Here is a 26,183-nt window from a genome sequence, read left to right as displayed (position 1 = left end):
GCACATCGTGCAAAGTCTTTTCTTATTGTATGAAGAACTGTTTAATATTTTTAGCGACTTCTGTTTCAGTTTCTTTCGTTAACGTATTATTCTCATCGTCATACATATCGTCTAAATATACATCGCTATTATCAACGTAGAAGTAATCGTAGTCATTCATATATGTTTGGTCATCATAAATGGCATTTTCTAAGTTGATGTGGTCATAGACATTTACTTCGCTTAAAACGACAGCAATTTTTTCATCATCAAGGAGTGACATGTACATATCTAATACATTTTGTAAGTCGTGATCTGGCAATACTTCGCTGTTATAGTCTTGTATTTGTAATGCACTTAAAATGACGATGTCTGAGTTTTCGTGAACGTCTAGTTGACTTAATTCCATTGAGTTTACATCAATATCAATACGATTAAACTGAATAGAATTTGAGTTGAATGTATTTTCTAACTCATTTATAAAAGAATCACTATAATATGTTGGTAAAACCACATCTACGATAAGTGGTTCGTTATTTTTATAATTCTCATCGTATCTTTCTTGAATTACATCTTCGTTAAATACTAAGGGTTCAGAAGTTTTTTCTTTTTGTTCTTCATTGTCTTCTTTAGTCTCAGAGGAAGTTGATGATTCAGAGGTCTCTGTCGTTTCCTCATTATTTTTTGTGACTTCATTGTTTTGAATACTACTTTTACCTTCGTAAATAAAGTTAAAGTAAAGTAAACTTAAAAATACAAGTGATAGTACTCCAACTATTATTTTTTTCATTGTATCGCTCCGTTATTATAAATATATGTATAGCCTATATGATATACTAATCTAAACTAAATAATATCATTTTCTCGAATATAATTCATTAACATTACGAGATAGGATTGATTTAAATGATAAATAAAACAATAAAACACATATATACTGAAGCAGCACTTTCTATACTTGAAATGGTACGTATGATTGTATTAGAAGTGCACTATATTCAGTCTGAAATAATGAAAGATGATACAATTAACATTTTATGTGTCACTAAAAAGAATGAAGATATCAGAGACTATATAGAAATACTTGTCGCAGAAGGATTTCGTTTAAACAATATAAGTAAAGATGTAGTTATAATGACAAATAATTTTAAAGACTATATTATTAACTATTATTTTGTAAATGAAAATGAACGTGAGATGTTAAGTTTACAACAGTTAGTAGGTGTAAAGGGATGAAGACAGCGCGTATTATTTACAATCCGACTGCGGGTAGAGAAGTGTTTGAAGAAAATCTTTCAGAGGTGCTTGACCGTTTAGAGCGTGCGAACTTTATCGCAAGTGCACATCGTACAAGAAGCCAAGGGGATGCGACGCGTGCGGCGAAAATTGCATGTGAATTAAATTTTGATTTAGTCATTGCGGTTGGTGGAGATGGTACGGTAAACGAGGTTATTAATGGGTTGCTTCAATTTGATCATCCACCAGAGCTTGGAATTATCCCAATGGGAACTGTGAATGACTTTACGAATGCTCTAGGCATACCAAACGATATTTTTGGTGCACTTGAATTTATTATTAAAGGAGAAGCGACGCCAATTGATTTAGGGCAAATGAACGGCAAATATTTTATGAATATTGGTGGCGGCGGAAAAATTACAGAAGTATCTTACGAAGCACCGAGTCGTTTAAAGTCAGTCATCGGATCACTTGCTTATTACGTAAAGGGAATAGAGTTAATTCCTCAAATTACTTCGATTCCTATTCGCATTGAACACGATGAAGGCATCTATACTGGTAAAGTGATGATTTTTTTAATTGGACTTACAAATTCAATTGGAGGGTTTGAAAAACTAGTGCCAGATGCTAAATTAGATGATGGGTATTTTTCAGTATTGATACTAGAAGAAGTGAATTTAGCAGAACTCGCACATGTTTTAACACTTGCAATGCGTGGGGAGCACTTAAAACATGAAAAGGTAAAATATTTTAAAACAAAAGAATTATATGTCACGAGTTTTGAGGAGGTTCAGTTAAATTTAGATGGTGAATTTGGTGGAGTATTACCTGCACACTTCGTTAATTTAAAACAAGCGATTAAAGTGAGATTAAAAAAAGAATAACTCACAGAGTTATTCCTTTGACTTTTCATCTTCTTTAATTGTTTGAATTTCTTCTTCAAAAGAGGTTGCATGTGTCTCATTAAACTTTTCAATATGAGTATTTCGAACGAGGGTAAAATTTAAAGCAATAAAAAACGAAACACCAGTCATAATAATCGCTGGAAGACCGAGTTCAAACGATGTAACGAGACAGTAAGCAAACAGCACCCAAAGCATAAGTTTACTTGCTCTCATATAATACCCTCCTTAAATCATAATAATAATATTATAGATAATTTTCTATATTTTTTAAAGAGAAATAAGGAGATAATATGGACAAAATATATAACGGAATAGTGACCGGTTATACCCATGACGGAAGAGGAGTCGTAAAGGATCATCATCTTGCGTTTATTCGTGGTGCTTTAAAAGATGAAACAGTCGAGTATTCATTAACACGTACTGGTAAAAAGTTTAATCAAGGTAAAGTGACTAATGTCTTAACCAAAAGTAAAAATCGCACAGTACCACCGTGTCCTTATATAAACGAATGTGGTGGTTGTCACGTCCAGCATATGAATGATATAGAAGAACGTGATTTTAAAAAAGAAGCGGTATTTAATACGTTACGTCGTCATATTAAAAATATAAAAGTAAATGATACAGTTGAACTTGATGAACTTTACTATTATAGAAATAAAACAGTGTTCGCAGTCAGAGAACAGCATGGTAATGTCGTCATTGGACAATTCCACAAAAATGGTAAAGACGTTGTAGATATTGAACACTGTTTGATTCAAAAACGTAGCCATAACGAAATTATTAAAGCACTCAGAAACCTCATTGTTAAACATAACATCTCTATTTATAACGAGGACGCGCATAAAGGGTTTTTAAGACATTTAATTATTCGTTCAAATTACGATGATAGTGATATTCAAGTAATATTTGTTACAAACGGTAAAGAGTATTCGTTTAAGCCACTCGTCAACGAACTTGTAAAAGATGAGCGTATTACGAGTGTCGTACAAAATATACATACAGAAAAGACGAATCTCGTGACAAGCTTTGATTCGGTTGTTCGTTATGGTAATGAATTTATAGAAGATGAATTATTGTCACGTAAATTTAAAGTCAAAGATTTATCCTTTTATCAAGTGAATCATGAAATTACTGAAAAAATGTACAATGAAGCAATCGAACGAGCGGAATTAAAAGAAACAGATGTCGTTATAGATGCATATTCAGGTATCGGGACAATCGGTCAATTGTTAAGTGAAAAGGTTAAAGAAGTCATCGGCATAGAAGTTGTCGAGAGTGCAGTTGATGATGCGAAAGATAACGCTAAGTTAAACGGTATAAAAAATGCATCATACGTTTTAGGTAAAGCAGAAGATAAAATAAAAGAAATTGTTAAAGAAAAAACGATTAATACTTTATTTATTGATCCGCCGAGAAAGGGTGCGGACAAAGTATTTTTAGATACGATTTTAGAAGTTGAACCTGAAAGGATTATTTATATTTCATGTAATCCAGCGACTCTTGGTCGTGATTTAAAAGTACTAAGTGAAAAATACAACGTCGGAACAGTGACACCGTATAATATGTTTTCAAAAACATATCATGTAGAGTGTGTCGTTAGTTTATCGAAAAAATAGAAGGTGAAAGTTATGTCAGAATCACGTACATACGATGTTACAATTAAAAGTTTTAATAAAAAGGGTCAAGGGGTTACAAAGTATCGCCGCGACGACTGGGAAGGTAAAGGTAAAAACTTACGTTTAACAGTACCACGTACAATCCCTGGAGAAGTTGTCCGTGTAAATGTACCAAACGCGATGAACCGTAAAAGTGCCTTTGTAACACCTGAAAAAATTATTGAAAAAGATGAAAATAGAATTGAAGCGCCGTGTAAATATTTTGATATTTGCGGTGGATGTCAGTGGCAACATTTTGATTATAATGCACAGTTAAAAACAAAAGAAAATGCGGTTAGAATGCATATTAAAAATCAAGGATTTGATGAATCAATCATCCAACCAATTATAGGTGCTGAAAATGAATGGCGCTATAGAAATAAAATGGAGTTTACATTTGGTAGTAATGGTGAACTTGGTCTTCATGAAATGGATAACTTTAGAAATATTATTGACCTTGATTCATGTTTAATTGCTGGTGTTGAAACAGAAAAAGTCATGAATATCGTTTCAGAATGGGCAAAACAAAGTGGCATTAAAACATATAACAAAGATACAAAAGAAGGGATTTTACGTTACTTAATGGTGCGAGAGTCTCAACATACTGGAGAAGTGATGTGTGCAATATTTGCTGCAGATGATCCAGAACCGTATGAAGAAGAAATTAATCAGCTATTAAAAACGTTAGTATCTGAAGTCGAAAATATCGAAAGCATTACGTGGTCAAAAAACACAGATTTAGCAGATATGACGCAATCTGAACGCACTGTCGTTCTTCACGGTAGAGATTATATTCACGACGAAATGTATGGATTTAATTATCGTCTATGGTTTGACACGTTTTTCCAAACAAATCCAAGACAAGCTGAAAAATTAGTAGACCTCGCAATAGAATTTGCAAAACCGACGAAAGATCAGTCGATGATTGACTTATTCTGCGGAGTAGGAACATTCTCATTACCATTCGCAACGCGCGTCAAAAGACTCGCTGGAATTGAAATTGTTGAAACCTCAATAGAATCAGCAAAACAAAATGCTGAAGAAAATGATATAGCGAATACTTATTTCCTCGCAAAAGACGCTAGACGCGGTATTGACGAAGTACTAGAAAACTGGGGCAGACCAGACGTCATCATGCTCGACCCACCACGATCAGGTGCAGGTGGAAAAGTAATGCGTAGAATCGGACGCCTTCAAACAGATAGAGTAGTATACGTTTCATGTAACCCAGAAACATTCGCAAAAGACATCACATGGCTCAGAGATTTTGGCTATGAACTAAAAATCGTACAACCTGTGGACTTATTCCCGCATACGGTGCATGTGGAGTTGGTGGCGCTGTTAGAGAGAAAACCTATATAAAGCTCCTCGTAGGATAATAATAAAATGAGGTAGGGCGTTCAATCATATTGAACGTCTTTTTTTATTTAAGTAAAAAATTAAAATATTCTTATGGTAAAATTTAAATAAAATAATTCGATTGAAGTCGATGATAAACTTATTCAAGATAATTAAAGATATTCGGTGAATTATAATTCATGTGAAAGGGTTGAAATGATGAGTAAATTTTATATTGCATATGGTTCTAATTTACACCTTGAACAAATGAGAAAGAGATGTCCAACTGCCAAGGTGATCGGTAAAAGTGAAATTAAAGATTACACACTTACTTTTAGAGGAGAACATGATCGTGTTTTTGCAACAGTTGAACCGTGTAAAGGTGAAAGTGTTCCAGTTCTCGTGTGGCAGATTGCACCAAGTGATGAAAAAGAACTTGATATTTATGAAGAATATCCAGATTTATATAGAAAAGAAATGATGGAAGTTATCGTAGATAATCAGCCAGTCAATGCGATGGTCTATATTATGAACGAAGAAAGCCCACTGAATCAGCCAAGTAAAGAATATTATTCAACAATTACAGAAGGATATAAAAGTTTAGGATTTGATTTAGAGTATTTACGTAGAGCAGCTAAATGTTCATTATAAAATGAATACCTATTCTCGTATAATATCTATAAAAAATTGCATCAGTTATTCATAACAAAAAGTAGATATTAAGAACCGTGGAACGTAAAGGTGAAACGGATGATTATCATATGTATAATTAAAGTTGGATGGATGAGTTATGAGGAAGTGTAAGTATGAATGTTAAAAAGTTCTTCGCAATTTTATTTATTGCATCACTCGTAATATTTTTAGGTGGATTTGTGTTTAGTTATTATGAAGCACTTCGTCCACTAAAGCCGTTTTATTATGTTTTTACGTTTGTAGTAATTATCGTTATACTCGTCTTCGGATTTAGAGGTCTGTATAAAACGTTTGATGAGGATTGATAATATGGAATTTAAATGGCTATTCGTTTTATTGTTTGTCGCATTCGGTGGAACGATTCTATTTTCAAATATTGATATTTTAATTCCATACAGAAAAATGTTTTTATTTGTAGTATTGCTTTTGTTCATAGTAGTATTTATTACAAGTATTTTTAAGTTAAAGAATGAAACCTGAACTTTTTTGAGTTCAGGTTTTTTTATTTGTGATTTGTAAATAAGAAATTATCAATATTACTACTTTTAAAATATGGTGGGGCTTTTATTCATTTTTAAAAATGATTAATCAATTGACTGTACAGATTTTAAGAAATCATTCGTAATTTGTTAAATATTGATTTTTCCATAAAGGTTGAATATGCATTATTGTATGTCTAAAAGGAGGTTTTTATGGTGAAATCGACGGCGCATCGTCAACTAGAAGCTTTAAAATGGAGAATGCCTTTAGCAAGAGAGCAGTTATATTATTTGGATCATTTACAACGAGGATATGAAGGTGAGCGGGAGTTTAAAAAGTTTGTTGATAGTTATATCGGCGAGGGTGCAGTGACAATCACAGATTTTATATTTTCTGTGAATGGTACGGTCCGCCAAATCGATGCATTCATAATATTTAATGATGCAGTCATCATTTTTGAAGTGAAAAATTATCAAGGAGATTATCTATTTAAAAAGGGTGAATTTTATAACACGAAGTATAGAGACAAAATCAAATCACCAATTGATCAACTAGATCATACAGTAATTCTCTTGAATCGGTTATTTAAGAGAATAGGCATACATATACCGATAAAAAGCTACGTTGTATTTATTGGTGAAGATTTTCATTTATATGAAGCACCACGAGATTTAAATATCGTAATGAGGAGTCAGCTTCCAAACTTTTTAAATGAATTACGCCTAATGTACCGTCGTACAGATGAAAATACAATGAAATTTGTAGACACTTTAAACGAATTTAAGCATCTCGAAGAGCGCAGACTTCACATCGATTATTCATACGACAGTCTAAAAAAGTCTCTATTTTGTAGTGATGATGGTGGGGAGCTTGTTTTAAATAACCGTACATACTATAAATGTCCGAAATGTAATAAGAAAACCTCTATCGAAGATGTAGTTCTTCAAGCAATCCTTGACTTTTATACGCTATTTCCCGAGAAGAAATTAACGATTTCTAGTCTATATAATTTTACTGGTGGCAAGATATCAAAATATCACTATAGAAAATTATTAAAGAAAAATTTTAAGCGTTTAGGTAATGGTCGATCTGTTCATTATACTATAGATAAAGTAATTGAATAAGTTTAAGAGTCGTAGGTCATTTCATCTTGTTAAAATAATGAGAAGTACTTTTACGCAAAGGTTCATTGCATTAACGAAATAAATTTAATTTAACAAAAACGTATTTTGCGTAAACGGGCTAGGTGATATGTTGACAGAAAAGCTCTAATTGTCAACGAACACACCTCCCTTTTAACGTAAACACGATTTGCGTTAACGAAAGAAATTTCTCTTCGAACTAACTGTAGATAAACTACTTGAATAAGTTTAAGAGTCGTAGGTCATTTCATCTTGTTAAAATAATGAGAAGTACTTTTACGCAAAGGCCAGTTGTATTAACGAAATAAATTTAATTTAACAAAAACGCATTTTACGTAAACGGGCTAGGTGATAAGTTGACACAAGCGTCTTAATTGTCAACGAACACATCTCTCTTTTAACAGAAACACGATTTGCGTTAACGAACGAATAAAAAAGCTAATCAGTTACCCGAATTTATTGAAGAATTCTCTCAATCTAAATGGTATACTTAAATTAATTCTATTATTTAAGGTGTGTTTTTTATGAAAAAAGATGTCGTTCGTTTTGAAGAGGTTTTAAATCGTAGTGCAGACTTAAAAGAAGAGATGCAAGAAATACTTCAAAAATTCGAAGAGAATTTAGAGGATTATAATGCACTGAAAGATTATTATGGCAGCCAGGAATATCTCGATGATCTTAAAGTTTCGAATATGACTGATGAGTACGATGACATTGAACAAGGTGTACTGTCTGAAGATGCAGTATTCAATTTAATTGGTGAGATGTATCACTTAAATGTTGATATGTTAGAAATCGCTACGAAGTATTTAAGAACACACTAAGATTAATTATTTAAATTAAAAATAAGGAGTGGCGTTCATGAAGCATTATTATTTTGAAGTTGAGAGACGTCACCGCGAGAGTCACGTCTATATTTGCAATGAAGCGGGCAAAAAGGTTGGGGAATTATTATTTAATCCAAGAAAAAATTTTGATAATGAAAATAGTTTTCTTTTTCAATATGAAAATGGGAATTCATATTTTTTAGGCTTAAGACAACGTCGTTTTAGAGATATGAATATCGCACATTATGAACTCTATACTGATAATGAAAAATTTAAATTTAAAGAACGAAAAATACATAACCTTATGAATTTTAGAGTAGATGGTATCATTCATAATTCTAATTATTCACTTACAGAACGTATGGCAAATACGCTTGAAATGGTCAAAGATGGTGTGACTATCGGACGTATTACTGAAGATGAGATTGTAGTTAATGATCATACATTAGAAATTGAAGAAAGCTTATTTTTTATGATGTACTTTATGTTCAAGTTATATAAGAGAGAATACGTGACTTTGAAAAAATATCTGTACAAGATTTAGGGGTGTCATCATGTATTTATTAATTTTAAGTTTTATAATCCCAATTACCGGAATATTTTTACCAATCATTATGGGAAATGATTATGGCTGGATTCTAACTATTTTAATCGTTGTACTTGGACTATTATTTAGTTGGACAAGCTTTAGAGAAAGAAAAGATAAGTGGGCTATCGGTGCCTTACTATTAAATATAGCTGCAGTTATATACGCAGCAATCGTGACGACTCAATTTTTTATGAGCTGATAAAAATTATCAGCTCATTTTTATTTATAAATAACTATATTTTTCGATATCTAACTCTGCGTCGTTAAATAGAAGTGTATCTGAAATTACTTTACCTAAAAATGGTGCAGCCGTTAAACCACTTGATCCGAGACCATTTGCGACAAATGTTTTTTCATCGATATATCCTAAAAATGGTAAAAAGTCTCTCGTATATGGTCTTAAACCAACTTTCATAAACTGATCGACAATTTCAATTTGAGGATAAAATTCATGAAATACATTAAGTAAATACTCCATGTTTTCTTTTGTAGGTGTAACGTCAAAACTTTCTGTATCGATATGTGTTGTACCAACTGCGAAATGATTTTTATTTAGATTTACGATATAGTGACTTCTATGCATAACGACTGGTAAATTCTCGTAATCTCCATTCGTTTTTACATGTAAAATTTCTGCTTTTTGATGACTCACTTTTGGTTCAAACGATTGCTCTCGGCCGTAAGCACCCGTTGCATAAATTTTAAAATCATCATCTTTACCTTTATATTCTTCATATTTAATTGTGCCACCAGACTTTAAATAAGCGTCTTTTAATGCTTCAAGTAGCGATTCACCTTTAACTTGGCCACCGCCTTTAACGAATATATTATAGTACTCATTATTTAAATCTTTAACATCTTTGTTTTCTGAAACAGAAATCATTTCACGATAAATTTCATTATTATTTTTAATTCTCTTTAGTGCTTTACGATATTTTTTATCGTCATCAAATAATATATATGCACCATTTTGTTTAAATGCTGGATCGATATTTGATTCTCTTGATAATTTTTCTATAAATTTCGGATAATACGCAGCACTTTTAGTGACCATTTCTAACCATAGCTTATTTCGTCTTTGACTGACCCACGGGCAAATAATACCTGCAGATGCTTTGGTAGCTTGTCCTTCATCTTGTCTGTCGTAGACAATAGTATTTATATGTTGTTGTAAGTGGTAGGCAATTGACATGCCCATAATACCACCACCAATAATAATCATAGTGATTCCTCCTAATACTATTATAGCGAGAAGTATGAGAATTTAAATTTAGAACAAATGTTCGTTTTTTGATATAATAATAATGGTGATAAAAATGGAGCGGCGTATTATTCATATTGATATGGATGCTTTTTATGCACAAGTTGAACAACATGATAACCCAAAACTGAAAGGTCAACCGGTCATCGTTGGTGGTCGGTCTTTTAGTCGTGGTGTTGTGTCGACCGCGAGTTATGAAGCACGTAAATACGGTGTTCATAGTGCGATGGCAATTAGTCGCGCACATAAACTGTGTCCAGATGGTATTTATCTAAGGGCACGATTTGATCGTTACCGTGAAGTCTCGAGTCAAATTATGGATATATTTTTATCGTATACGGATATTGTTGAACCATTAAGCTTAGATGAGGCATATTTAGATATTACGCATCTCGTCAATAAAAAGCGTCCTGCTAAACAAATCGCCTTACACATCCAGCACGATATTTTTGAAAAGACTGGACTCACTTCAAGTAGCGGTATTTCATACAATAAATATCTTGCGAAACTCGCTTCTGGTATGAATAAACCAAGTGGTACGACCGTCATTGATTATAAAAATGTTCATGATATTTTAATGGATCTAGATATTGGAGATTTTCCAGGTGTCGGTAAAGTAACTGAAGAAAAAATGCACCGACTTAAAATTTTTAACGGACAAGACTTATATGACCAAGATGAAAACTTTTTAATTCATCATTTTGGTAAAAGAGGGAGAAGTCTTTACGAAAAAGCACGAGGTATCGGAACAAATCAACTCGATTATGATCGTGAACGTAAGTCAATTGGTAAAGAAACAACGTTTAGTTACGATAGGAATGACGACGAGGAAATGATTAGAGTGTTAAAAAATTTAGCCGAACAAGTATCCAACCGGTTAGATGATAAAAAGCTCTGCGGCAGAGTTGTCACTGTAAAGATTCGACATGAAGATTTTTCAATTCATACAAAACAAACAGGTACGAGTAATCCAATTTATAGAACTGATGAAATATATGAAGTTGCGCATCATTTATATTATGAATTAAAAAATCCATCAATACCGATTCGTTTAATAGGAGTTACTGTGTCAGAGCTTGAGAAGCGGGCATATCGAAATATGACAATTTATGATTTTTTAAAATAGAGTGTAGTTTGTTATACTATATAAATATCGAAAAAAGTGAGGGTTTATTGTGATAGTTGAAACTGATAAAGAACTTGAAGGCTTAAAAGAAATCGGTCAAATTTGTGGACGTGTATTAAAAGAGACAATTAATTACGCAAAAGTTGGAATGACGACAAAAGAACTCGATAATTTTGCAGGTGAGTTACTCGAAAAATATGGCGCAAAAAGTGCACCGATTACTGAATACGACTTCCCTGGCTATACATGTATTAGTATTAACGAAGAAGTTGCGCACGGTATTCCAGGTAAACGTGTTATTAAAGACGGTGACATTGTAAACGTTGATGTTTCTGCAATGAAAGATGGTTTTTACGCAGATACTGGTTTATCATTTGTAGCGGGCGAAGTAGATGATGAAAACAAGCAAAAAGTGATCGATGTTGCAGACATGGCATTTGAAGCGGCAATGAAAAAAGTAAAACCAGGCGCGAAACTATCTCAAATTGGTCGTGCAGTACATAATACGGCACGAAAAAATAATATGACAGTAATTAAGAACTTAACAGGACACGGGGTTGGATATAGTTTACATGATGAACCACAACACGTACTCAATTACTACGATGCGTCAGATAAGACAATCCTTAAAGAAGGTATGGTAATTGCCGTTGAACCTTTTATTTCAACAAAAGCAACACTTGTTTCTGAAGGAAAAAATGACTGGGCATTTGAAACAAAAGACGGAAGTTATGTTGCTCAAAAAGAACATACAGTTATGGTCACAAAAGAAGGTCCAGTATTACTTACTGAAGTTGAATAATGATTTAAATATACTTTCTAATAATTTGAGAGATAAAAAAACACTTAAGGAAATTTCCTTAAGTGTTTTAAATTAATAGTCTTTATGAACTACTTCAACTGCACCAGTATCCGGATTCATGACGAGTCCATGTACTGGTACTTTTTTATCCATTAAGGGATGTTGTTTGACGACTTTTACGTTTTCATTGACGCTTTCTTCGACGCTCTCAAATCCTTGTAGCCAGTCGACAACATCTATACCTGAATGCATTAACGTGTTGATGACGTCATCACTAATACCACGTGACTTCATTTCACTTAAAATTGGTTCTGGTTTTAATGCACCGAACCCGCAATCAGTATGGCCCATAATAATAACTTCTTCAACACCGAGCATATATACCGCAACGAGTATACTTCTCATCGTACTTCCATACGGATGTGTAATCATCGCTCCTGCATTTTTTACTTGTTTAATATCACCATTTTTAAGTCCGAGTGCTTTGTACGTGAGTTCAGTTAGTCTAGAGTCCATACAAGACACGATCAGCACTTTTTTATCTGGTGTTTTGGACGTTTGATAGTTCAAATAATCTTTGTTGCTTACAAATTCTTCGTTGTTTTTTAATAATGTTTCTAATAAATTCATGCTTTTTCAACCTTATCCTTATATCCATTCTCATTAACATCAAAATGTTCTTTATGTTTAATTGCGTTGATTTGTGCACCTAAAATTAAAATAACGCTCGTAATATATAACCAGAAAATTAAGATGATTACCCCAGCAATACTACCATAAGTTGCAGAGTAGTTACTGAAGTTAGAAACGTAGAAGCTAAATCCTATAGATGCAACAATGAAAAGAATTGTTGCAGTAATTGCACCTGGCAACACTGATCTTATTTTTGTTTTAATATTTGGAGCGAAAATGTACACGATTAAGAACGATACAAATACGAGAATGACTGGTAATAAGTTACTAATTAAATTCCACACAAATTTAAACTGACCAGTAGCTCCTATACTACCAAAAACTAATTCTCCAATTTGGTTACCGAGGATCATTAATACGAAAGTACCAACAATCCCTAGTGCTAAAATAAGTGTAAATAGAATTGATAATAGACGTGATACGATACCGTTACGGTTGTCTTCAATATCATACGCAACGTTAAATGCACTCATTAACTGGTTCATACCGTTTGACGCAGACCAAAGTGTTAATAATAGACCAATAGAAAGTAAACCACCGGAACTACTCGATAGCACGTCATTTAAAATTCCTGTGAGCATTCCAGAAATTTCTGAAGGTGCATATTCATTAATTAGATCTGTAAGCTGAGATTGATCGACATTAAATAATGGTACAATTGTTAATAAAAAGATTAACGCTGGGAATATAGATAATAATAAATAATATGCCAGTTGTGCAGCCATCCCTGTCGTGTTGTCTTTATTAAACTGGAATAAAAGTTTACCAATGAATCCAGCATCATCTTTCACTTTCGCAGGTTTGTTAATTTTAGAAACATATACACTTTCTCCTGGTTTTGGAACGATGGACTGGAATGTTTGATATCCAACGAAATATTCGTGTTTTTTGTTATCTTCTTTTTGTTCTTTTTTTAGGTCCTTAACAAGTTCCTTTTGTTTCTTTTCGTTAGATTTTTCATCTGTTTCTTTTTTGTCTTCGTATTCTTTTTCTCTGTCTTCTTGTTCGGTTCTATAATCGTCTTGTTTATATGCTTCTTCAGCTTTATTACCTTGTGACTTATGTTCTTTGTTGTACTCGTCACCGTGTTTTAATTCGTTTAAGTAATCTGTATTACGTTCGCGATTTGATTCTTTACTCACAAACATTCCCCCTTTATAAAGTAAAAGGACGTCTAGAGACGCCCTTACGCATTATTGTAAATGTTTTTGATCTCTATTTTTATCAAAAATTTCTTTAGCATTTTTTAATGACTCTTCTAATTCTGGGTTATTACGACGAATTTCTTCGAACGTATCTTTCCAGAAAAGAATTTCTTCTTTAATTTCATCGAACTTAGATGGCTCGTTAGAGTTTGAAGAAAATTGATTTTTTAACTCATCTGGATTTTTTGCATAATCAATCGTTTTTTTAGAAGTGTTGATTACACTGTTACGTGTATTTTTATCAGCAAGGCTGACAAGCCCACCGACAACTGCGCCTAAAAGAATCGCAGGAACAAGCTTGTTTTTCATATAAATCGTCTCCTTTTTTTCTTATCAATAATAGATATATCCATTTTAGCGAAATTTTAAACGAAATAAAATATAAATCGACATGTTTCACTTAAATTTGGTAAACTAAACGTTATAACCTTTAATACTAAGGAGACAGATTTATGGATAAAAAACAAATGTTACTAGAAATCGAAGAAGGACTTAACGTCGTTAATAAAGGTATTTTAAGTAACGAAGAGTTTCCAGATGATAAGCTTGAAGAATTGAAAGAATATCATAGTTATATTACAAAGCAAAAGCAAATTTCACCAAAAGAACAAACGATGATTATCGATGAAATTGGTAAATTAAAAAAATAAAGGAGGATCTATAATGGCAGTTGAAGAAAAACTTACAAAATATGCTGAATTACTCGTAGATGTTGGTGTCAATATTAACGAAGGTAAACGTTTATTTGTATCCGCTTCTACAGATGCGTTACCACTCGTACGTGAAGTCACACGCGTCGCGTATGACCGAGGTGCTAGTGAAGTTGTTGTAAAGTTAACAGATGATAAATTAACGAGATTACATGCTGAAAATCGTACAGCTGAAGAACTTGCAACTATTCATCCATGGACTGTTGAAGAACGTATGCACTATAGTGATGAGCACGCAGGATTTTTAAGCATCATTTCAAGTTCACCAGAGTTACTTAAAGGAATTGAACCGATGAAACTTAGAGAAATGCAAATCGCTTCAGGTAAAGCGATGAAAGATTTCTCAGCACGTGTTCAATCGGATTTCCACTCATGGTGCGTGGCTGGATATCCATCAGTCGACTGGGCAAAACTTGTATATCCAGATGAAACAGAAGAAGTCGCATTTGAAAAGTTATTAGATCTTATTCTTTATACAGTTCGTGCTGATCAAGACAATCCAGTAGAAGCATGGGATACGCACGATAAAACATTACATGAAAAAGTTGATATTTTAAACGATGCGAATTTAAAATCATTAAGATTTGTTTCTGAAGGTACAGATTTAACAATTGGCTTACCTAAAGACTACTTATTCGCTGGAGCGTCAAGTATCGATTCGACAGGTCGCAAATTTATGGCAAATATGCCAACTGAAGAAGTATTTACCGCACCAGACAGAAATAATGTTAATGGTTATGTCAGTAATACGTTACCATTATCACACGGCGGGAATATTATCGATAACTTTAAGTTAACGTTTGAAAATGGAAAAGTTGTCGACTTTGAAGCGGAAGTTGGTTACGAAATTTTAGAAAATATTTTAGAGACTGATGAAGGTTCACGCTACTTAGGTGAAGTCGCACTCGTTCCTTATGACTCACCAATCAGTAATACAAATACACTATTTTACAATACGTTATTTGACGAGAACGCGTCATGTCATATCGCACTCGGTAGTGGGTATGCATTTAACGTAAAAGACGGTAAAGAAAAGTCACGTGAAGAGTTAAGTGAAATTGGTATTAATGATTCAATTACGCATGTTGACTTTATGATTGGTAATAGCGATACGGATATTATAGGTATTACTGAAGACGGTAAAGAGATTCAAATCTTTAAAAATGGGGACTGGAGTATTTAAAAAGTCTATCCCACACTATTTAAAGTATGGTATTATAGTAGTAGTATAGGAAAGTAATGATTCGGAGGTAAAAGCTATGTTCTCATTCGGATTTTTTGGAATGACGTTAAGTATTTTAATTGCTGTTTCGATTACTCTCGTCGCTGTATTAGGTTTCGGCGGTGTAGTTTTCTATTTCTTAGCACAAGCATTCAATAGTGAAGACGCACTAGTTGTAGATACAAGAGAAGAAGCATTAAATCGTAAAATTTAATAATACAAAAAAGTAGAGGAGATGATGATCTCCTCTTTTTTTACTTAATTCATTTAAATCATTTAGAGGTGTAACGATGAAAAAGAAAATGTCAGAATCATATTCAGTAAAGTCAGCAATTGTCTTCCCACAACATACAAACAACTACAATACGATGTTTGGTGGAATGTTACTGTCTCAAATTGACGATATCGCAGCAATTACCGCAAGACGTCACTCTGGAGCACAGACAGTTACTGCTTCAATTGACTCAATGGACTTTTTAAGACCAATTGAACTCGGTGATATTGTCATATTAGAAGGTGTTGTAACTTATACTGGTCGATCTTCAATGGAAATTATGGTGAAAGTGTCACGTGAGAATCATTCTGAAGAAGGTAAAATTTTAACAGGATTTTGCTTTATGACATTTGTTGCGGTTGACGAGAATGGTAAGCCGTTAGAAGTACCAGAAATTGAATGCGATTCAGAAACATTAAAATTCTTATATGATACTGCTGAAATACGTGTCAATAGACGTAAAGAAAGACTTGAACATACGAAAGAACTTGCGGAATATATTGAAAAACAACTCTTTTAGGAGGAAATTATGAAAGTAGAGCGTGTCGTTCAATTAAAAAATAATTTTTACGATGTATATTTTAGTGACCAGTCAAGACTAAAAGTACACGAAGAATCACTCGTAAAATACGAGTTATTACCTAATCGTGAAATTGACGAAGAAACATTAAAAGAAATTAAAACTTCTATTGAATACGACCGCGCATATATTCGAGCGATTCAATATATATCGTATAAAATAAGATCAAAACAAGAGATTATTGATAATTTAAGTGAATTTTATAGTAATGATGTCATTAAAAAAACAACTGATCGTTTAGAAAAAGAAGGGTATATCGACGACAAGCACTATGCGAGAAGTTTAAATAATACGATATTTAACACGACTGATAAAGGTCCAAAACATCTTGAAAGAAAATTGTTTGAAAAAAATATCGATGAAAATATTATTATAAATGAAGTTGAGTATTTCAATGAAAAAGTCGATAATGAAAGAATTCAAAGAATTACTCAAAAAGAATTAAAAAAATATAAAGGCTCGTCAAATCACTTCACCATGAAGTTAAAGCAAAAGTTATTACGTGACGGATATACAAGTGAAAATTTTGAATTTATTCCAGATGATATATACTTTGATGACACAGATTATTTTGAGAAAGAATTTGAAAAATATTATAATAGATTAAAAAGAAAGCACGAAGGCTTTCAATTAAAACAAAAAGTGACGGCAGCACTATTAAGACGAGGGTTTAGTTACGACCAAATCAATGAGAAGATAGGCGGAATTGAAGATGAATTTTAGTACGATGACTAGGGTTGAATTAGAACGCTATATTCAAGAAACACGAGAAAAAATGCGTAAAGCTGAAATGATGGGCGTTGTTAATGAGTATCATGTTTTAGAGCGCCAAGCGCTAATTGCAGAATGTTATATGGTCGATTTATCATTAATTCAACCAGGTAAAATCTACAAAGTGATTTCAAACGAAGATCATTACTTTAAAGTGGAATATTTAAAAGGGATTTTTGCGTGGGGCTTTTATATTGGTGGAGACGAGCCAGAGACTGCGATTCCAGTCAGTCTATTACAGCTAGATAAAAAATAATGCAAGATATCATACTCCACAAATCTACAGGGCTCGTTTATCAGGAAAAAGAACGTACAAAAGAAACGAAGTTCTTTTTAAAGCCAACACATCTTATTTTAAAAGATGTAAATACAACGCTATATCGAGGAGAAGTCCTTGGTATACTAGGTGAATATTCCACTTTAAAATATCTTAAAAATGTGTTTGCCGGACACTTAAAGCCTGACCACGGTCGGGTGAAATATGATGTATCTTTTTTAAGCTTAGACGTTGAAGATCATATATTAAACAAAAAACCATTACATATATTTGTTGTAGAAATATTAGAAGAGTTTATGAATGAAAAAGATGTGAAAGTTTCACTCGATATTTTAAAGAGACATCCTATCTTTTTTAACTACTGGGAAAAGTCAGTGGATCAGCTATCTAGACAAGACATTGCTGTTGTTTTACTTGAAATTTCTTCAGAGATTCAAGCGGATATTACGCTATATAATAACTTTTTCAGATATTTAAACGATGACGGATTTAATCGTTTAAAATCAATCATTAACACGTTAGAAGAAAAAGAGCATGGTGTGTTTTTATTAGAATCTAAATTTGAGCCGATTGAAAAGCTCGCCAATCATTTTGTTTGGCTCAGTTATGGTCAAATGAGATTTGAAGGAACAGTTCAAAAGGGACGTCAAGTATATAATGACTATATGAAAAAACGTTCGCAAATTCGCAGCGTCGACGAGGAAGCGCTGTTTGATTTAGAATGGAAAGAACGAATGTATGAACCATCGAATTTTAAACATGGTTTAAAACGACGAAACCGTAAAAACGAATCGTTTATTGATGAATTAAACATTCAGCAATTAATTATCGCGTTCGTTGTCTTTTTTACAATGGTTCTGTCATATTTATTAGTCATTATGGATTTTGAATTTACAAAAGAAGAACACCCATTTGTAGAAGTTGCTGAAGATACTGAAGAAGACGTTCAAGTTGAAAGACTACGTTATGGTTTTGTGCTAAACGATGATTTAAAGTTACAAGATCAAACATTACCAAAATATGCGTTAGTTCAAGTGACTGAAACTAAGAAAAACAAACTGAATGTTCGTATAGGTAGTAACGAAGAAACGGTTTCTAATGATGATGTATTATTATTTAATCCGTCGAGTATGTTTGAAACGATCGATTATGACGCGATGATTCAGTATATGAGTGACGATTATTTAGACAACCACTTATTTTATGCGAATTATTTAAATCAACCAGTAGAAAACATTGAGAGTGACTTTACTTTATCAGATATTAACGACTATAAAGCAACTGTCGATAATACAGATATTACGTTTTTAATCGATAAAGATACTGTAATTGGAATTATAACGAGTGGATCCGGCGAAAAAGAAATTAAAAAAGCGTTTAATATAGAAGAAGATTATAAAATTTATAAAACAGATGGTGGTTTTGTGTTATATGACGCACCAAATAATACATGGGTCTATGTGAGTAGATAGGTGAGTATATGAATGACAAAATAAGTTACTTATGGAGAAAAACATTTACATTTAAAGGCCGTAATGTAGTAAAAAGTTTAATTCCGACATTTATTTATATCTTCTTTGCGATTATTCTAGCAGTCGGTCTGTCATTTTTAAGTGCGAGTCAAATGACTAGAATGACGTATGTCGTTATAGGACTTACTGCTGCGGTTTGGCTATATAGTTCAACAATTTTAAACTACTATGAGATTAATAGAAAAGATTCGATTATTAAGATGAACTATATACCGATATATTTACGCGTCATTCCAACAATCGTATTTCAAACAGTCATTTATTTATTATTTACTATTATATATAGTGCGATTTTATCGATTAAAACGACAGAATTTATGTTACGTATCATTTCTTTAGGATATTACGTATTACTTGGTATGATTTTAATAATTCCGTTCACAATATTTTATATTGAATTTCGTCAACATTTTAAATATAAATATATTGATGTGATACTCTTTATACTTTTAATATTGTTAACACCGGTATTTTATATTAGCGAAAACTTACCGAGTGTATTAGAAAATATACTTGTGCTAAACCCGTTTTATTATATCGTGTATGGTATTGAGTTATCAGCAGTAAAAGTATCTTGGTCTACAAATAGAATTCCAAATGATATATTATTTTTATCTGAAGTGACACTAATATATATGGCACTTTATAGACTATATACAAAATCAAATATTTATATGAAAAAAGAAAAATCCCATTGAGATTTATCTCAATGGGATCGTTATTTTAAGCTATCTTTTGTTGAAGTTTTTCTTCAGTAAATACCCAACCTGTAAAACTAGATTCAATTGTTTGGTTATCTTTATTTAATATAAGAATACAAACAAACGGATAATGACCGTTTTTTAAATATCTTAAATCGATATATCTTACTTCAATTCGTGATTCATCAATTTCAGTAATCTCATATCTATAAATACTTGAAAAATAACTAAATGCTCTAAAATCTTTATTATCCTTAACGATTTGATATAAATCTTTTTCAAGTGGTCCAATTTTGTCAAATTCATCGTAAATCACGACTTGTGTTTTAAATGCACGTCCGACGATAAATTTATCTTTAGTGACAAGTGCAATACGCCACTCAAAGAATTTTAAAGTCGGCATGACAAAGAGTCGTAAAATTTCATCGTTAGGTAGTAGTCGACTGACTTTTTTCATAAGCATCTGTTTATATAAAGCGCGTACGACATAGTAAATAGCAATAATACCGTAAATTATGAAAAACCAAGTGACCGGGTTAAATCCAAATCCCCATAATACTAAATGTAATATAAGTAATGTCATAATTGGGATATCAATAGTGTTAATAAGACCAAGTTGAATCCACCGGTTATCAAAGAACCTTAGTGCTTGGGTGCCATACATATTAAATATATCGACGAACACGTGTAAAAACACAGCGAGTAAACTCCATAAATACATATGGAAAAAATCTAAACCGAATAATACGTTTGATAATGTCGCAAGTAATAACGGCCATATGACAAACGTAAATGGTAAACTATGAGTAATTCCGCGGTGGTTTTTAATATATGTTGCGTTGTCTTTAAATTTTAATACCGTATCGATATCCGGAATAAGGCTAGCACCTACAATCGTTGCAGCAAACCCAACAGTGACAGCGTCAACTTGTGGGTCAACCGTTGCTAATCCAACGAGCGTGCCGCCCATTAATCCATGTGTTACAGTATCCATATATATACTCCTCATTTAATTAATAGAATAGGTGAATGTTTTGAACTATAAATCATTTAACGAATCACTTCTTAGTTGGTATTACGAAGTTCGTCGTGATTTGCCGTGGAGACAGACGAACGATCCATATAAAATATGGTTATCAGAAGTGATGCTTCAACAAACTCAAGTAAAAACTGTAATTCCTTATTATAATCGTTTTATAGATAAATACCCAACGTTAGACTCCATCGCAGATGAAAGTAGTGAAAACTTACTTAAGGAATGGGAAGGGTTAGGGTATTACAATAGAATTCGTAACTTCCATGAAGCGGTCAAAGAAGTTAAATCTTCTTACCATTCAAAAGTACCAGATAATTTAAACGAATTTTTAAAATTAAAAGGGGTTGGCCCTTATATCGGTGGGGCTGTTCAGTCAATTGCTTTTAACCACCGAGTGGCAGCAGTGGATGGTAATGTGTTAAGAGTTATGACAAGACTCACTGAAGATGACCGGGATATTTCTAAACAAAAAACGATTACTTCAATCAAAGAACATATTGAAACGTTTATGCCAATCTTCGCAGGAGATTTTAACCAAGCGATGATGGAACTCGGTGCTACAGTTTGTACACCACGTATTCCAAAATGTGTGACATGTCCCGTACAATCATACTGTGAATCTTTTAAAAATAACACTGTTAATCAATACCCGTTTAAGAAGAAATCTAAAGCTAAAAAAGAATACTACTACAATATTTACCTTATATTAAATGATAACAATGAAGTTTATCTCTATAAAGAGACAGATGATTTACTTCAAGGCATGTATAAGTTTCCGAAGTATGACATCGATACGAGTATCGAAAATATTGAAGATAAATTAAACTTAACATTGTCGAGTCTAACTGAACCAATTGGAGAAGAAAAGCATGTATTTACGCATAAAGTTTGGTACATGAATATTTACGTCGTTTATACGAAAGACAAAAATGACCATTTTGTACCACTATCTAATGTTAGAGACTTACCAATGAGTGTTGCGATGCAAAAAGTTTATAAGTATATCGACGAAACGATTTAGTAAAGTTAATATGTACAATATGATATACTTACAAAGGAAAAAGAGGTGTGGCGAATGATTCAGGAAACCATACCAAAAACGGGTCAAACAATTAGAATTCAAAGTTATAAACATGATGGTTTAATTCATAGAGTGTGGCATGAAACTCTTATTTTAAAAGCGACGAGTGATATTATTATCGGGGCTAATAATCATACGTTAGTGACAGAAAGCGATAATAGAAAGTGGGTCACTAGAGAGCCTGCACTTGTCTATTTTCATAAAGAAGCTTGGTTTAATGTCATTTGTATGTTTAGAGAAGATGGTATTTACTACTACTGTAACTTAGCATCACCATATGTTTATGACGGAGAAGCCATCAAATATATAGATTATGATTTAGATATTAAATTATTCCCAGATGGTAAATATTATTTACTTGATGAAGATGAATATATTCAACATAAAAAACAGATGAAATACAGTAAAGACATCGACGACATTCTTCATTCACAAGTGGATATTCTTCAAGAATGGATTGAAGAAAAAAGAGGCCCGTTTGCGGAAGATTTTGTACACATATGGTATGAGCGTTACAAAGAGTTAAACCAATCATAAAGATTGGTTTTATTTATTTGAGGAGGAAAATAGTTGATTAAGCGATATTTACAGTTCGTTAAACCGTACACGTGGCAAGTGATTTTAACGATTATTATTGGGATCATTAAATTCGGTATTCCATTACTTATTCCGTTACTTGTCGCCTATACGATTGACGACGTTATTTTGGCTGAAGGGTTGACGAATGCTGAACGTTTAGACAAGATGTGGCGCGTACTTCTGTTATTCAGTGTTATATTCGTTTTAATTCGTCCGCCAGTCGAATATTTCAGACAATATTTAGCACAGTGGACAAGTAACAAAATTCTTTATGATATTAGACATTATTTATATAATCATTTACAAAAGTTAAGTTCAAAATATTATTCAAATAATAAAGTTGGAGAAGTTATCTCACGAGTAATCAACGACGTAGAGCAAACGAAAAACTTCATCTTAACAGGGCTTATGAACTTATGGTTAGATTTTGCAACGATTTTAATTGCTTTAGCAATTATGTTCTCTATGAACGTGCAGTTAACACTCGTGTCGATTATTATATTCCCGTTTTATATTCTCGGAGTATGGTACTTCTTTTCTAGACTCCGTAAATTAACACGTGAACGTTCTCAAGCAGTTGCAGAAGTACAGGGCTTTTTACACGAGAGAATTTCAGGCATTAACGTTATTCGTAGTTTTGCAATTGAAGATTATGAACAAGAACGTTTCGATCAAGTCAATGGCAACTTTTTAACAAAAGCGACACAACACGCAAAGTGGACAGCATATAGTTTTATGACTGTGAATTCAATTACAGACATTGGACCATTACTCGTTATAGGATTTGGTGCATATCAAGTCATCGAGGGTAATTTAACTGTCGGTGTTCTTGCAGCGTTTATTGCTTATTTAGATCGTTTATATGGTCCGTTAAGACGACTCGTGTCATCTTCAACAATGCTAACGCAAAGTATTGCATCAATGGACAGAATATTTCAGCTAATCGACGAAGAATACGATATTACTGATAATGAAAATGCATACGAGTTAAAAGATGTACGTGGAGAAATTAGCTTTAATGATGTGAAGTTTAAATATAATGAAGCAGATGATCTTGTCTTAAACGGTATCGATATGAATATTGATGTTGGAAAAACAGTTGCATTTGTTGGTATGAGTGGTGGCGGTAAATCATCACTTGTTTCCTTAATTCCGAGATTTTATGACGTCACTGATGGAAACATTCAAGTAGATAATTCAGATGTTCGAGATGTTACACTTCACTCGCTAAGAGATAATATCGGTATGGTCATGCAAGATAATATACTATTTTCAGACACGATTAAAAATAATATATTAATGGCAAAACCAGATGCGACAGACGAAGAAGTTTATGAAGCAGCTAGACGCGCGAATGCTGATATTTTCATAAATAGCTTACCAAACGGATACGATGCTGAAGTTGGTGAACGTGGGGTGAAATTATCTGGGGGACAAAAACAAAGAATCGCAATCGCGAGAGTATTCTTAAAAAACCCTCCAATTTTAATTTTAGATGAGGCAACGAGTGCGTTAGATTTAGAAAGTGAAGCAATTATTCAAGAAACGCTTGAAGATCTCGCACATAACCGAACGACAATTATTGTTGCACACAGATTATCTACAATTACTCATGCAGATACGATTTACGTGATTGAAAATGGTGAAATTGTAGAAAGTGGTACACATGAAGAACTGCTGAATAAAGGTGACGCATACTATCGATTATATAGCATTCAGGATGTTGAAATATGAGTTATTTAAACATTGATTTTTTATCAGAAAATACGATTGAAGCGGCAAAACAATTACTCGGTAAAAAAATTGTAACGTACACAAACGGTGTAAAGACGAGTGGGTATATTACAGAAGTCGAGGCGTATTTAGGTACGAAAGACCGTGCAGCTCATACGTTTAGTGGTGTGAAAAATAAAAAGAATAGCACGATGTTTCAGCCATACGGTCATATATATGTTTATACGATGCATGGACATCACTGTATGAACTTCGTGACGACTAAAGACTTACCAGAAGGAATTTTAATTCGCGGAATTGAACCTGCTGAAGGTATTGATGAAATGATCTCTCGACGTGGTCGAGAGGTGAATTTAACAGATGGGCCGGGTAAACTCACACAAGCACTCGGAGTTAAAAGAGATACGCATAACGGTAAACGATTAAACGAAGGTTATGTTGATATTTACGAAGGAAAAACGCCTAAGGAGATAGTTGCAACAAAGCGAATCGGTATCGACAATAAAAAAGAAGCAGTAGATTATTTATACCGCTTCATCGTAAAAGGAAATAAGCATGTCAGTCGTTTTAAAGGAAAACAAGCTGAAAATAATGGCTGGCAGTAAAAAACGTTCGATGGATTCCATCGAACGTTTTTTTAATCTAAAGTTTCTTCTGTAATTGATAACTCTTCATCAGCTTCGTGATATTTAAAGTAACTATTCGTAATACGATCAGCTTGTCTAATAGAGTGGTGATACTCATTAATTGCTGTAATACTATTTAATATATTTTCATATTTTAATCGTACATCTTCATTGATGAGTTCGTGATAATCTTCTAAAAAGTGTTCGATTAGCGTATTTTCATAATGATATAAATTATCTTGATAATACTCTGACGTCTCTGGTGGAATTTTTTCAGAGATTTTTAAAAGTACTTGTTCGTGATACGCCATTAACTGATCCATTTCGTAACGGAGTCGATTAATGAAGTCTTCTCTTAAATATTTATAGTCATTTTCTAATTGATTTAAACTTTCTAAAACGATGAACGCATCACGCGTTAATATGACAACATGTTTAAATAATATTTTACTTCTTAAGTCGCCGACTGTAGATTTTCTAAAGTACGGGCGTTCTTCTTTATACCAATCATAAAGTGTTTCTAATTTATTGACGCGTTGGTCTAATGCTTTAACGTCTTTACGAATTGTGATTGCATCACTCGCACCGTTTAGTTCTAAACGAATGAGTTTAAAAATATCATTTGTGATTACGACTGAGTGGTTATATAATCTATCTTCATATTTAGGTGGAATGATGAGGAGATTAATAACTAATGCACATAATACCCCAATCATAACGAGTGAGAAACGGACGGCTGCTGTTTGTAAGAAATCTCCTGTTGTCATTTCAGCACCGAGTGGTTCATCCATAATTGCAATAACAGTAACGACCGCAAGTCCTGATACACTTTGTAAATTGAAAAACATTAAAATCGATAACACTAAAATAATTGTTAAACCGACGACAATTAAGTTACTTTCGAATAATAACACCATTACAATCGCTGCGACTGCACCGATAATATTTCCTCTAAACTGATTCCACGTTTGAGAAAAACTTCGGTGCACGTTCGGTTGGAGAGCGTTTACTGCCGCAATCCCAGCGATTAACCCTGGAGTTAAGCCGAGTAGTTGTACAACAAGTAAAGCTAAAACAACTGCTATTCCCGTTTTTAATATTCGGGCGCCAAACTTCATAACAACAACTC

32 protein-coding genes are annotated in these 26,183 nt (G+C 33.0%); 24 read left to right on the top strand and 8 right to left on the bottom strand.

Going from position 1 to position 26,183, the window contains the following annotated elements; translation table 11 throughout:
- Positions 1–22 precede the first annotated feature (22 nt).
- Entirely contained in the window at positions 23–769 is a 747-nt protein-coding gene (locus KPF49_RS06060; protein WP_183675075.1) for a hypothetical protein, read from the bottom strand.
- Between the two features lie 116 nt (positions 770–885).
- Here KPF49_RS06060 and KPF49_RS06055 point away from each other — a divergent pair, with 116 nt between their 5' ends.
- Together KPF49_RS06055 and KPF49_RS06050 are read left to right on the top strand one after the other, a co-directional pair.
- The gene (locus KPF49_RS06055) at positions 886–1,215 is read left to right on the top strand and encodes a hypothetical protein (protein WP_183675073.1); all 330 of its coding nucleotides are present in this window, start codon (positions 886–888) and stop codon (positions 1,213–1,215) included.
- Positions 1,212–2,099, top strand: a complete 888-nt coding sequence (locus KPF49_RS06050; RefSeq protein ID WP_183675071.1) for a diacylglycerol kinase — start codon at positions 1,212–1,214, stop codon at positions 2,097–2,099. The genes KPF49_RS06055 and KPF49_RS06050 overlap by 4 nt, the downstream gene beginning before the upstream one ends.
- Positions 2,100–2,108: 9 nt before the next feature.
- Here KPF49_RS06050 and KPF49_RS06045 read toward each other — a convergent pair whose 3' ends face one another.
- The gene (locus KPF49_RS06045; RefSeq protein WP_183675069.1) at positions 2,109–2,333 is read right to left on the bottom strand and encodes a hypothetical protein; all 225 of its coding nucleotides are present in this window, start codon (positions 2,331–2,333) and stop codon (positions 2,109–2,111) included.
- 77 nt (positions 2,334–2,410) lie between these two features.
- Between KPF49_RS06045 and rlmD (KPF49_RS06040) the strand changes: the two genes are divergently transcribed.
- The 8 genes from rlmD (KPF49_RS06040) (at position 2,411) to KPF49_RS06005 (ending at position 9,043) form a co-directional block, all read left to right on the top strand.
- Positions 2,411–3,736 carry a 23S rRNA (uracil(1939)-C(5))-methyltransferase RlmD gene (gene rlmD / locus KPF49_RS06040; RefSeq protein WP_183675067.1) on the top strand — a complete coding sequence of 442 codons (1,326 nt, stop codon included), beginning with the start codon at positions 2,411–2,413 and terminating at the stop codon, positions 3,734–3,736.
- 12 nt (positions 3,737–3,748) lie between these two features.
- Entirely contained in the window at positions 3,749–5,137 is a 1,389-nt protein-coding gene (gene rlmD / locus KPF49_RS06035) for a 23S rRNA (uracil(1939)-C(5))-methyltransferase RlmD (RefSeq protein ID WP_183675063.1), read from the top strand.
- A gap of 195 nt (positions 5,138–5,332) precedes the next feature.
- Positions 5,333–5,764, top strand: a complete 432-nt coding sequence (locus tag KPF49_RS06030; protein WP_246562709.1) for a gamma-glutamylcyclotransferase family protein — start codon at positions 5,333–5,335, stop codon at positions 5,762–5,764.
- A 155-nt stretch (positions 5,765–5,919) separates the two neighbouring features.
- Positions 5,920–6,111: a hypothetical protein gene (locus KPF49_RS06025; RefSeq protein ID WP_183675057.1), complete on the top strand. Its 192-nt coding sequence runs from the start codon at positions 5,920–5,922 to the stop codon at positions 6,109–6,111.
- Positions 6,112–6,498: 387 nt separating this feature from the next.
- A complete protein-coding gene (locus tag KPF49_RS06020; RefSeq protein WP_183675054.1) occupies positions 6,499–7,410 on the top strand; it encodes a nuclease-related domain-containing protein in 912 nt (303 codons plus the stop codon).
- Positions 7,411–7,952: 542 nt separating this feature from the next.
- Positions 7,953–8,252: a DUF4298 domain-containing protein gene (locus KPF49_RS06015; RefSeq protein WP_183675050.1), complete on the top strand. Its 300-nt coding sequence runs from the start codon at positions 7,953–7,955 to the stop codon at positions 8,250–8,252.
- 37 nt (positions 8,253–8,289) lie between these two features.
- The gene (locus KPF49_RS06010; RefSeq protein WP_183675047.1) at positions 8,290–8,799 is read left to right on the top strand and encodes a hypothetical protein; all 510 of its coding nucleotides are present in this window, start codon (positions 8,290–8,292) and stop codon (positions 8,797–8,799) included.
- Between the two features lie 10 nt (positions 8,800–8,809).
- Positions 8,810–9,043 (top strand): hypothetical protein, encoded by a 234-nt coding sequence (locus KPF49_RS06005; protein WP_183675044.1) that lies wholly within the window; start codon positions 8,810–8,812, stop codon positions 9,041–9,043.
- Positions 9,044–9,067: 24 nt separating this feature from the next.
- Here the strand turns inward: KPF49_RS06005 and KPF49_RS06000 are convergent, their stop codons facing one another.
- Entirely contained in the window at positions 9,068–10,066 is a 999-nt protein-coding gene (locus tag KPF49_RS06000; RefSeq protein ID WP_183675041.1) for an NAD(P)/FAD-dependent oxidoreductase, read from the bottom strand.
- 94 nt (positions 10,067–10,160) lie between these two features.
- Between KPF49_RS06000 and dinB the strand changes: the two genes are divergently transcribed.
- Both dinB and map read left to right on the top strand, forming a co-directional pair.
- Complete coding sequence (dinB, locus tag KPF49_RS05995; protein ID WP_183675038.1) at positions 10,161–11,231, top strand: DNA polymerase IV; 1,071 nt, start codon at positions 10,161–10,163, stop codon at positions 11,229–11,231.
- Between the two features lie 49 nt (positions 11,232–11,280).
- Positions 11,281–12,033, top strand: a complete 753-nt coding sequence (gene map, locus KPF49_RS05990; protein WP_183675035.1) for a type I methionyl aminopeptidase — start codon at positions 11,281–11,283, stop codon at positions 12,031–12,033.
- 72 nt (positions 12,034–12,105) lie between these two features.
- Here map and KPF49_RS05985 read toward each other — a convergent pair whose 3' ends face one another.
- Genes KPF49_RS05985 through KPF49_RS05975 form a run of 3 tightly spaced genes read right to left on the bottom strand, consistent with a single transcriptional unit; the run spans position 12,106 to position 14,240 of the window.
- Positions 12,106–12,663: a beta-class carbonic anhydrase gene (locus KPF49_RS05985; RefSeq protein WP_183675033.1), complete on the bottom strand. Its 558-nt coding sequence runs from the start codon at positions 12,661–12,663 to the stop codon at positions 12,106–12,108.
- Positions 12,660–13,868, bottom strand: coding sequence for a YihY/virulence factor BrkB family protein (locus KPF49_RS05980; RefSeq protein ID WP_246562707.1), 1,209 nt, complete (start codon positions 13,866–13,868; stop codon positions 12,660–12,662). Before KPF49_RS05980 ends, KPF49_RS05985 begins: the two co-directional genes overlap by 4 nt.
- 51 nt (positions 13,869–13,919) lie before the next feature.
- Positions 13,920–14,240, bottom strand: coding sequence for a YtxH domain-containing protein (locus tag KPF49_RS05975; protein ID WP_183675027.1), 321 nt, complete (start codon positions 14,238–14,240; stop codon positions 13,920–13,922).
- A gap of 143 nt (positions 14,241–14,383) precedes the next feature.
- On the opposite strand from KPF49_RS05975, the gene KPF49_RS05970 reads away from it, so the two are divergent.
- From KPF49_RS05970 to KPF49_RS05935, 8 genes are all read left to right on the top strand, one after another.
- Entirely contained in the window at positions 14,384–14,581 is a 198-nt protein-coding gene (locus tag KPF49_RS05970; protein WP_183675025.1) for a DUF1128 family protein, read from the top strand.
- A gap of 10 nt (positions 14,582–14,591) precedes the next feature.
- Positions 14,592–15,824, top strand: coding sequence for an aminopeptidase (locus KPF49_RS05965; RefSeq protein ID WP_183675175.1), 1,233 nt, complete (start codon positions 14,592–14,594; stop codon positions 15,822–15,824).
- 76 nt (positions 15,825–15,900) lie between these two features.
- Positions 15,901–16,077, top strand: coding sequence for a hypothetical protein (locus KPF49_RS05960; RefSeq protein ID WP_168162127.1), 177 nt, complete (start codon positions 15,901–15,903; stop codon positions 16,075–16,077).
- A gap of 76 nt (positions 16,078–16,153) precedes the next feature.
- Positions 16,154–16,657, top strand: a complete 504-nt coding sequence (locus KPF49_RS05955; RefSeq protein ID WP_183675022.1) for an acyl-CoA thioesterase — start codon at positions 16,154–16,156, stop codon at positions 16,655–16,657.
- A 9-nt stretch (positions 16,658–16,666) separates the two neighbouring features.
- Positions 16,667–17,440: a regulatory protein RecX gene (locus KPF49_RS05950; RefSeq protein WP_183675019.1), complete on the top strand. Its 774-nt coding sequence runs from the start codon at positions 16,667–16,669 to the stop codon at positions 17,438–17,440.
- A complete protein-coding gene (locus KPF49_RS05945; RefSeq protein WP_246562704.1) occupies positions 17,430–17,744 on the top strand; it encodes a YfhH family protein in 315 nt (104 codons plus the stop codon). The genes KPF49_RS05950 and KPF49_RS05945 overlap by 11 nt, the downstream gene beginning before the upstream one ends.
- A complete protein-coding gene (locus tag KPF49_RS05940) occupies positions 17,744–19,237 on the top strand; it encodes a P-loop NTPase family protein (RefSeq protein ID WP_183675015.1) in 1,494 nt (497 codons plus the stop codon). Before KPF49_RS05945 ends, KPF49_RS05940 begins: the two co-directional genes overlap by 1 nt.
- Before the next feature lie 8 nt (positions 19,238–19,245).
- Complete coding sequence (locus KPF49_RS05935) at positions 19,246–19,995, top strand: hypothetical protein (protein ID WP_183675012.1); 750 nt, start codon at positions 19,246–19,248, stop codon at positions 19,993–19,995.
- Between the two features lie 25 nt (positions 19,996–20,020).
- Here the strand turns inward: KPF49_RS05935 and KPF49_RS05930 are convergent, their stop codons facing one another.
- A complete protein-coding gene (locus KPF49_RS05930; protein ID WP_183675009.1) occupies positions 20,021–20,992 on the bottom strand; it encodes a metal-dependent hydrolase in 972 nt (323 codons plus the stop codon).
- Positions 20,993–21,023: 31 nt separating this feature from the next.
- On the opposite strand from KPF49_RS05930, the gene mutY reads away from it, so the two are divergent.
- The 4 genes from mutY to KPF49_RS05910 are packed head-to-tail and all read left to right on the top strand — an operon-like array spanning position 21,024 to position 25,033.
- On the top strand, positions 21,024–22,055 hold the full coding sequence (mutY, locus tag KPF49_RS05925; RefSeq protein ID WP_183675006.1) for an A/G-specific adenine glycosylase: 1,032 nt from the start codon (positions 21,024–21,026) through the stop codon (positions 22,053–22,055).
- 54 nt (positions 22,056–22,109) lie between these two features.
- Positions 22,110–22,652: a nucleoside tri-diphosphate phosphatase gene (ntdP, locus tag KPF49_RS05920; RefSeq protein WP_183675003.1), complete on the top strand. Its 543-nt coding sequence runs from the start codon at positions 22,110–22,112 to the stop codon at positions 22,650–22,652.
- Between the two features lie 33 nt (positions 22,653–22,685).
- A complete protein-coding gene (locus KPF49_RS05915) occupies positions 22,686–24,428 on the top strand; it encodes an ABC transporter ATP-binding protein (RefSeq protein WP_183675000.1) in 1,743 nt (580 codons plus the stop codon).
- Entirely contained in the window at positions 24,425–25,033 is a 609-nt protein-coding gene (locus KPF49_RS05910; protein ID WP_183674997.1) for a DNA-3-methyladenine glycosylase, read from the top strand. Before KPF49_RS05915 ends, KPF49_RS05910 begins: the two co-directional genes overlap by 4 nt.
- A 32-nt stretch (positions 25,034–25,065) precedes the next feature.
- On the opposite strand, the gene KPF49_RS05905 is transcribed toward KPF49_RS05910, so the two are convergent.
- The gene (locus KPF49_RS05905) at positions 25,066–26,172 is read right to left on the bottom strand and encodes an FUSC family protein (RefSeq protein WP_183674993.1); all 1,107 of its coding nucleotides are present in this window, start codon (positions 26,170–26,172) and stop codon (positions 25,066–25,068) included.
- Positions 26,173–26,183 lie beyond the last annotated feature (11 nt).

Origin of the sequence: Nosocomiicoccus ampullae (assembly GCF_019357495.1) — a bacterium.
GTDB classification, from domain to species: domain Bacteria; phylum Bacillota; class Bacilli; order Staphylococcales; family Salinicoccaceae; genus Nosocomiicoccus; species Nosocomiicoccus ampullae.
This window is presented reverse-complemented; position numbering and strand designations above follow the sequence as displayed.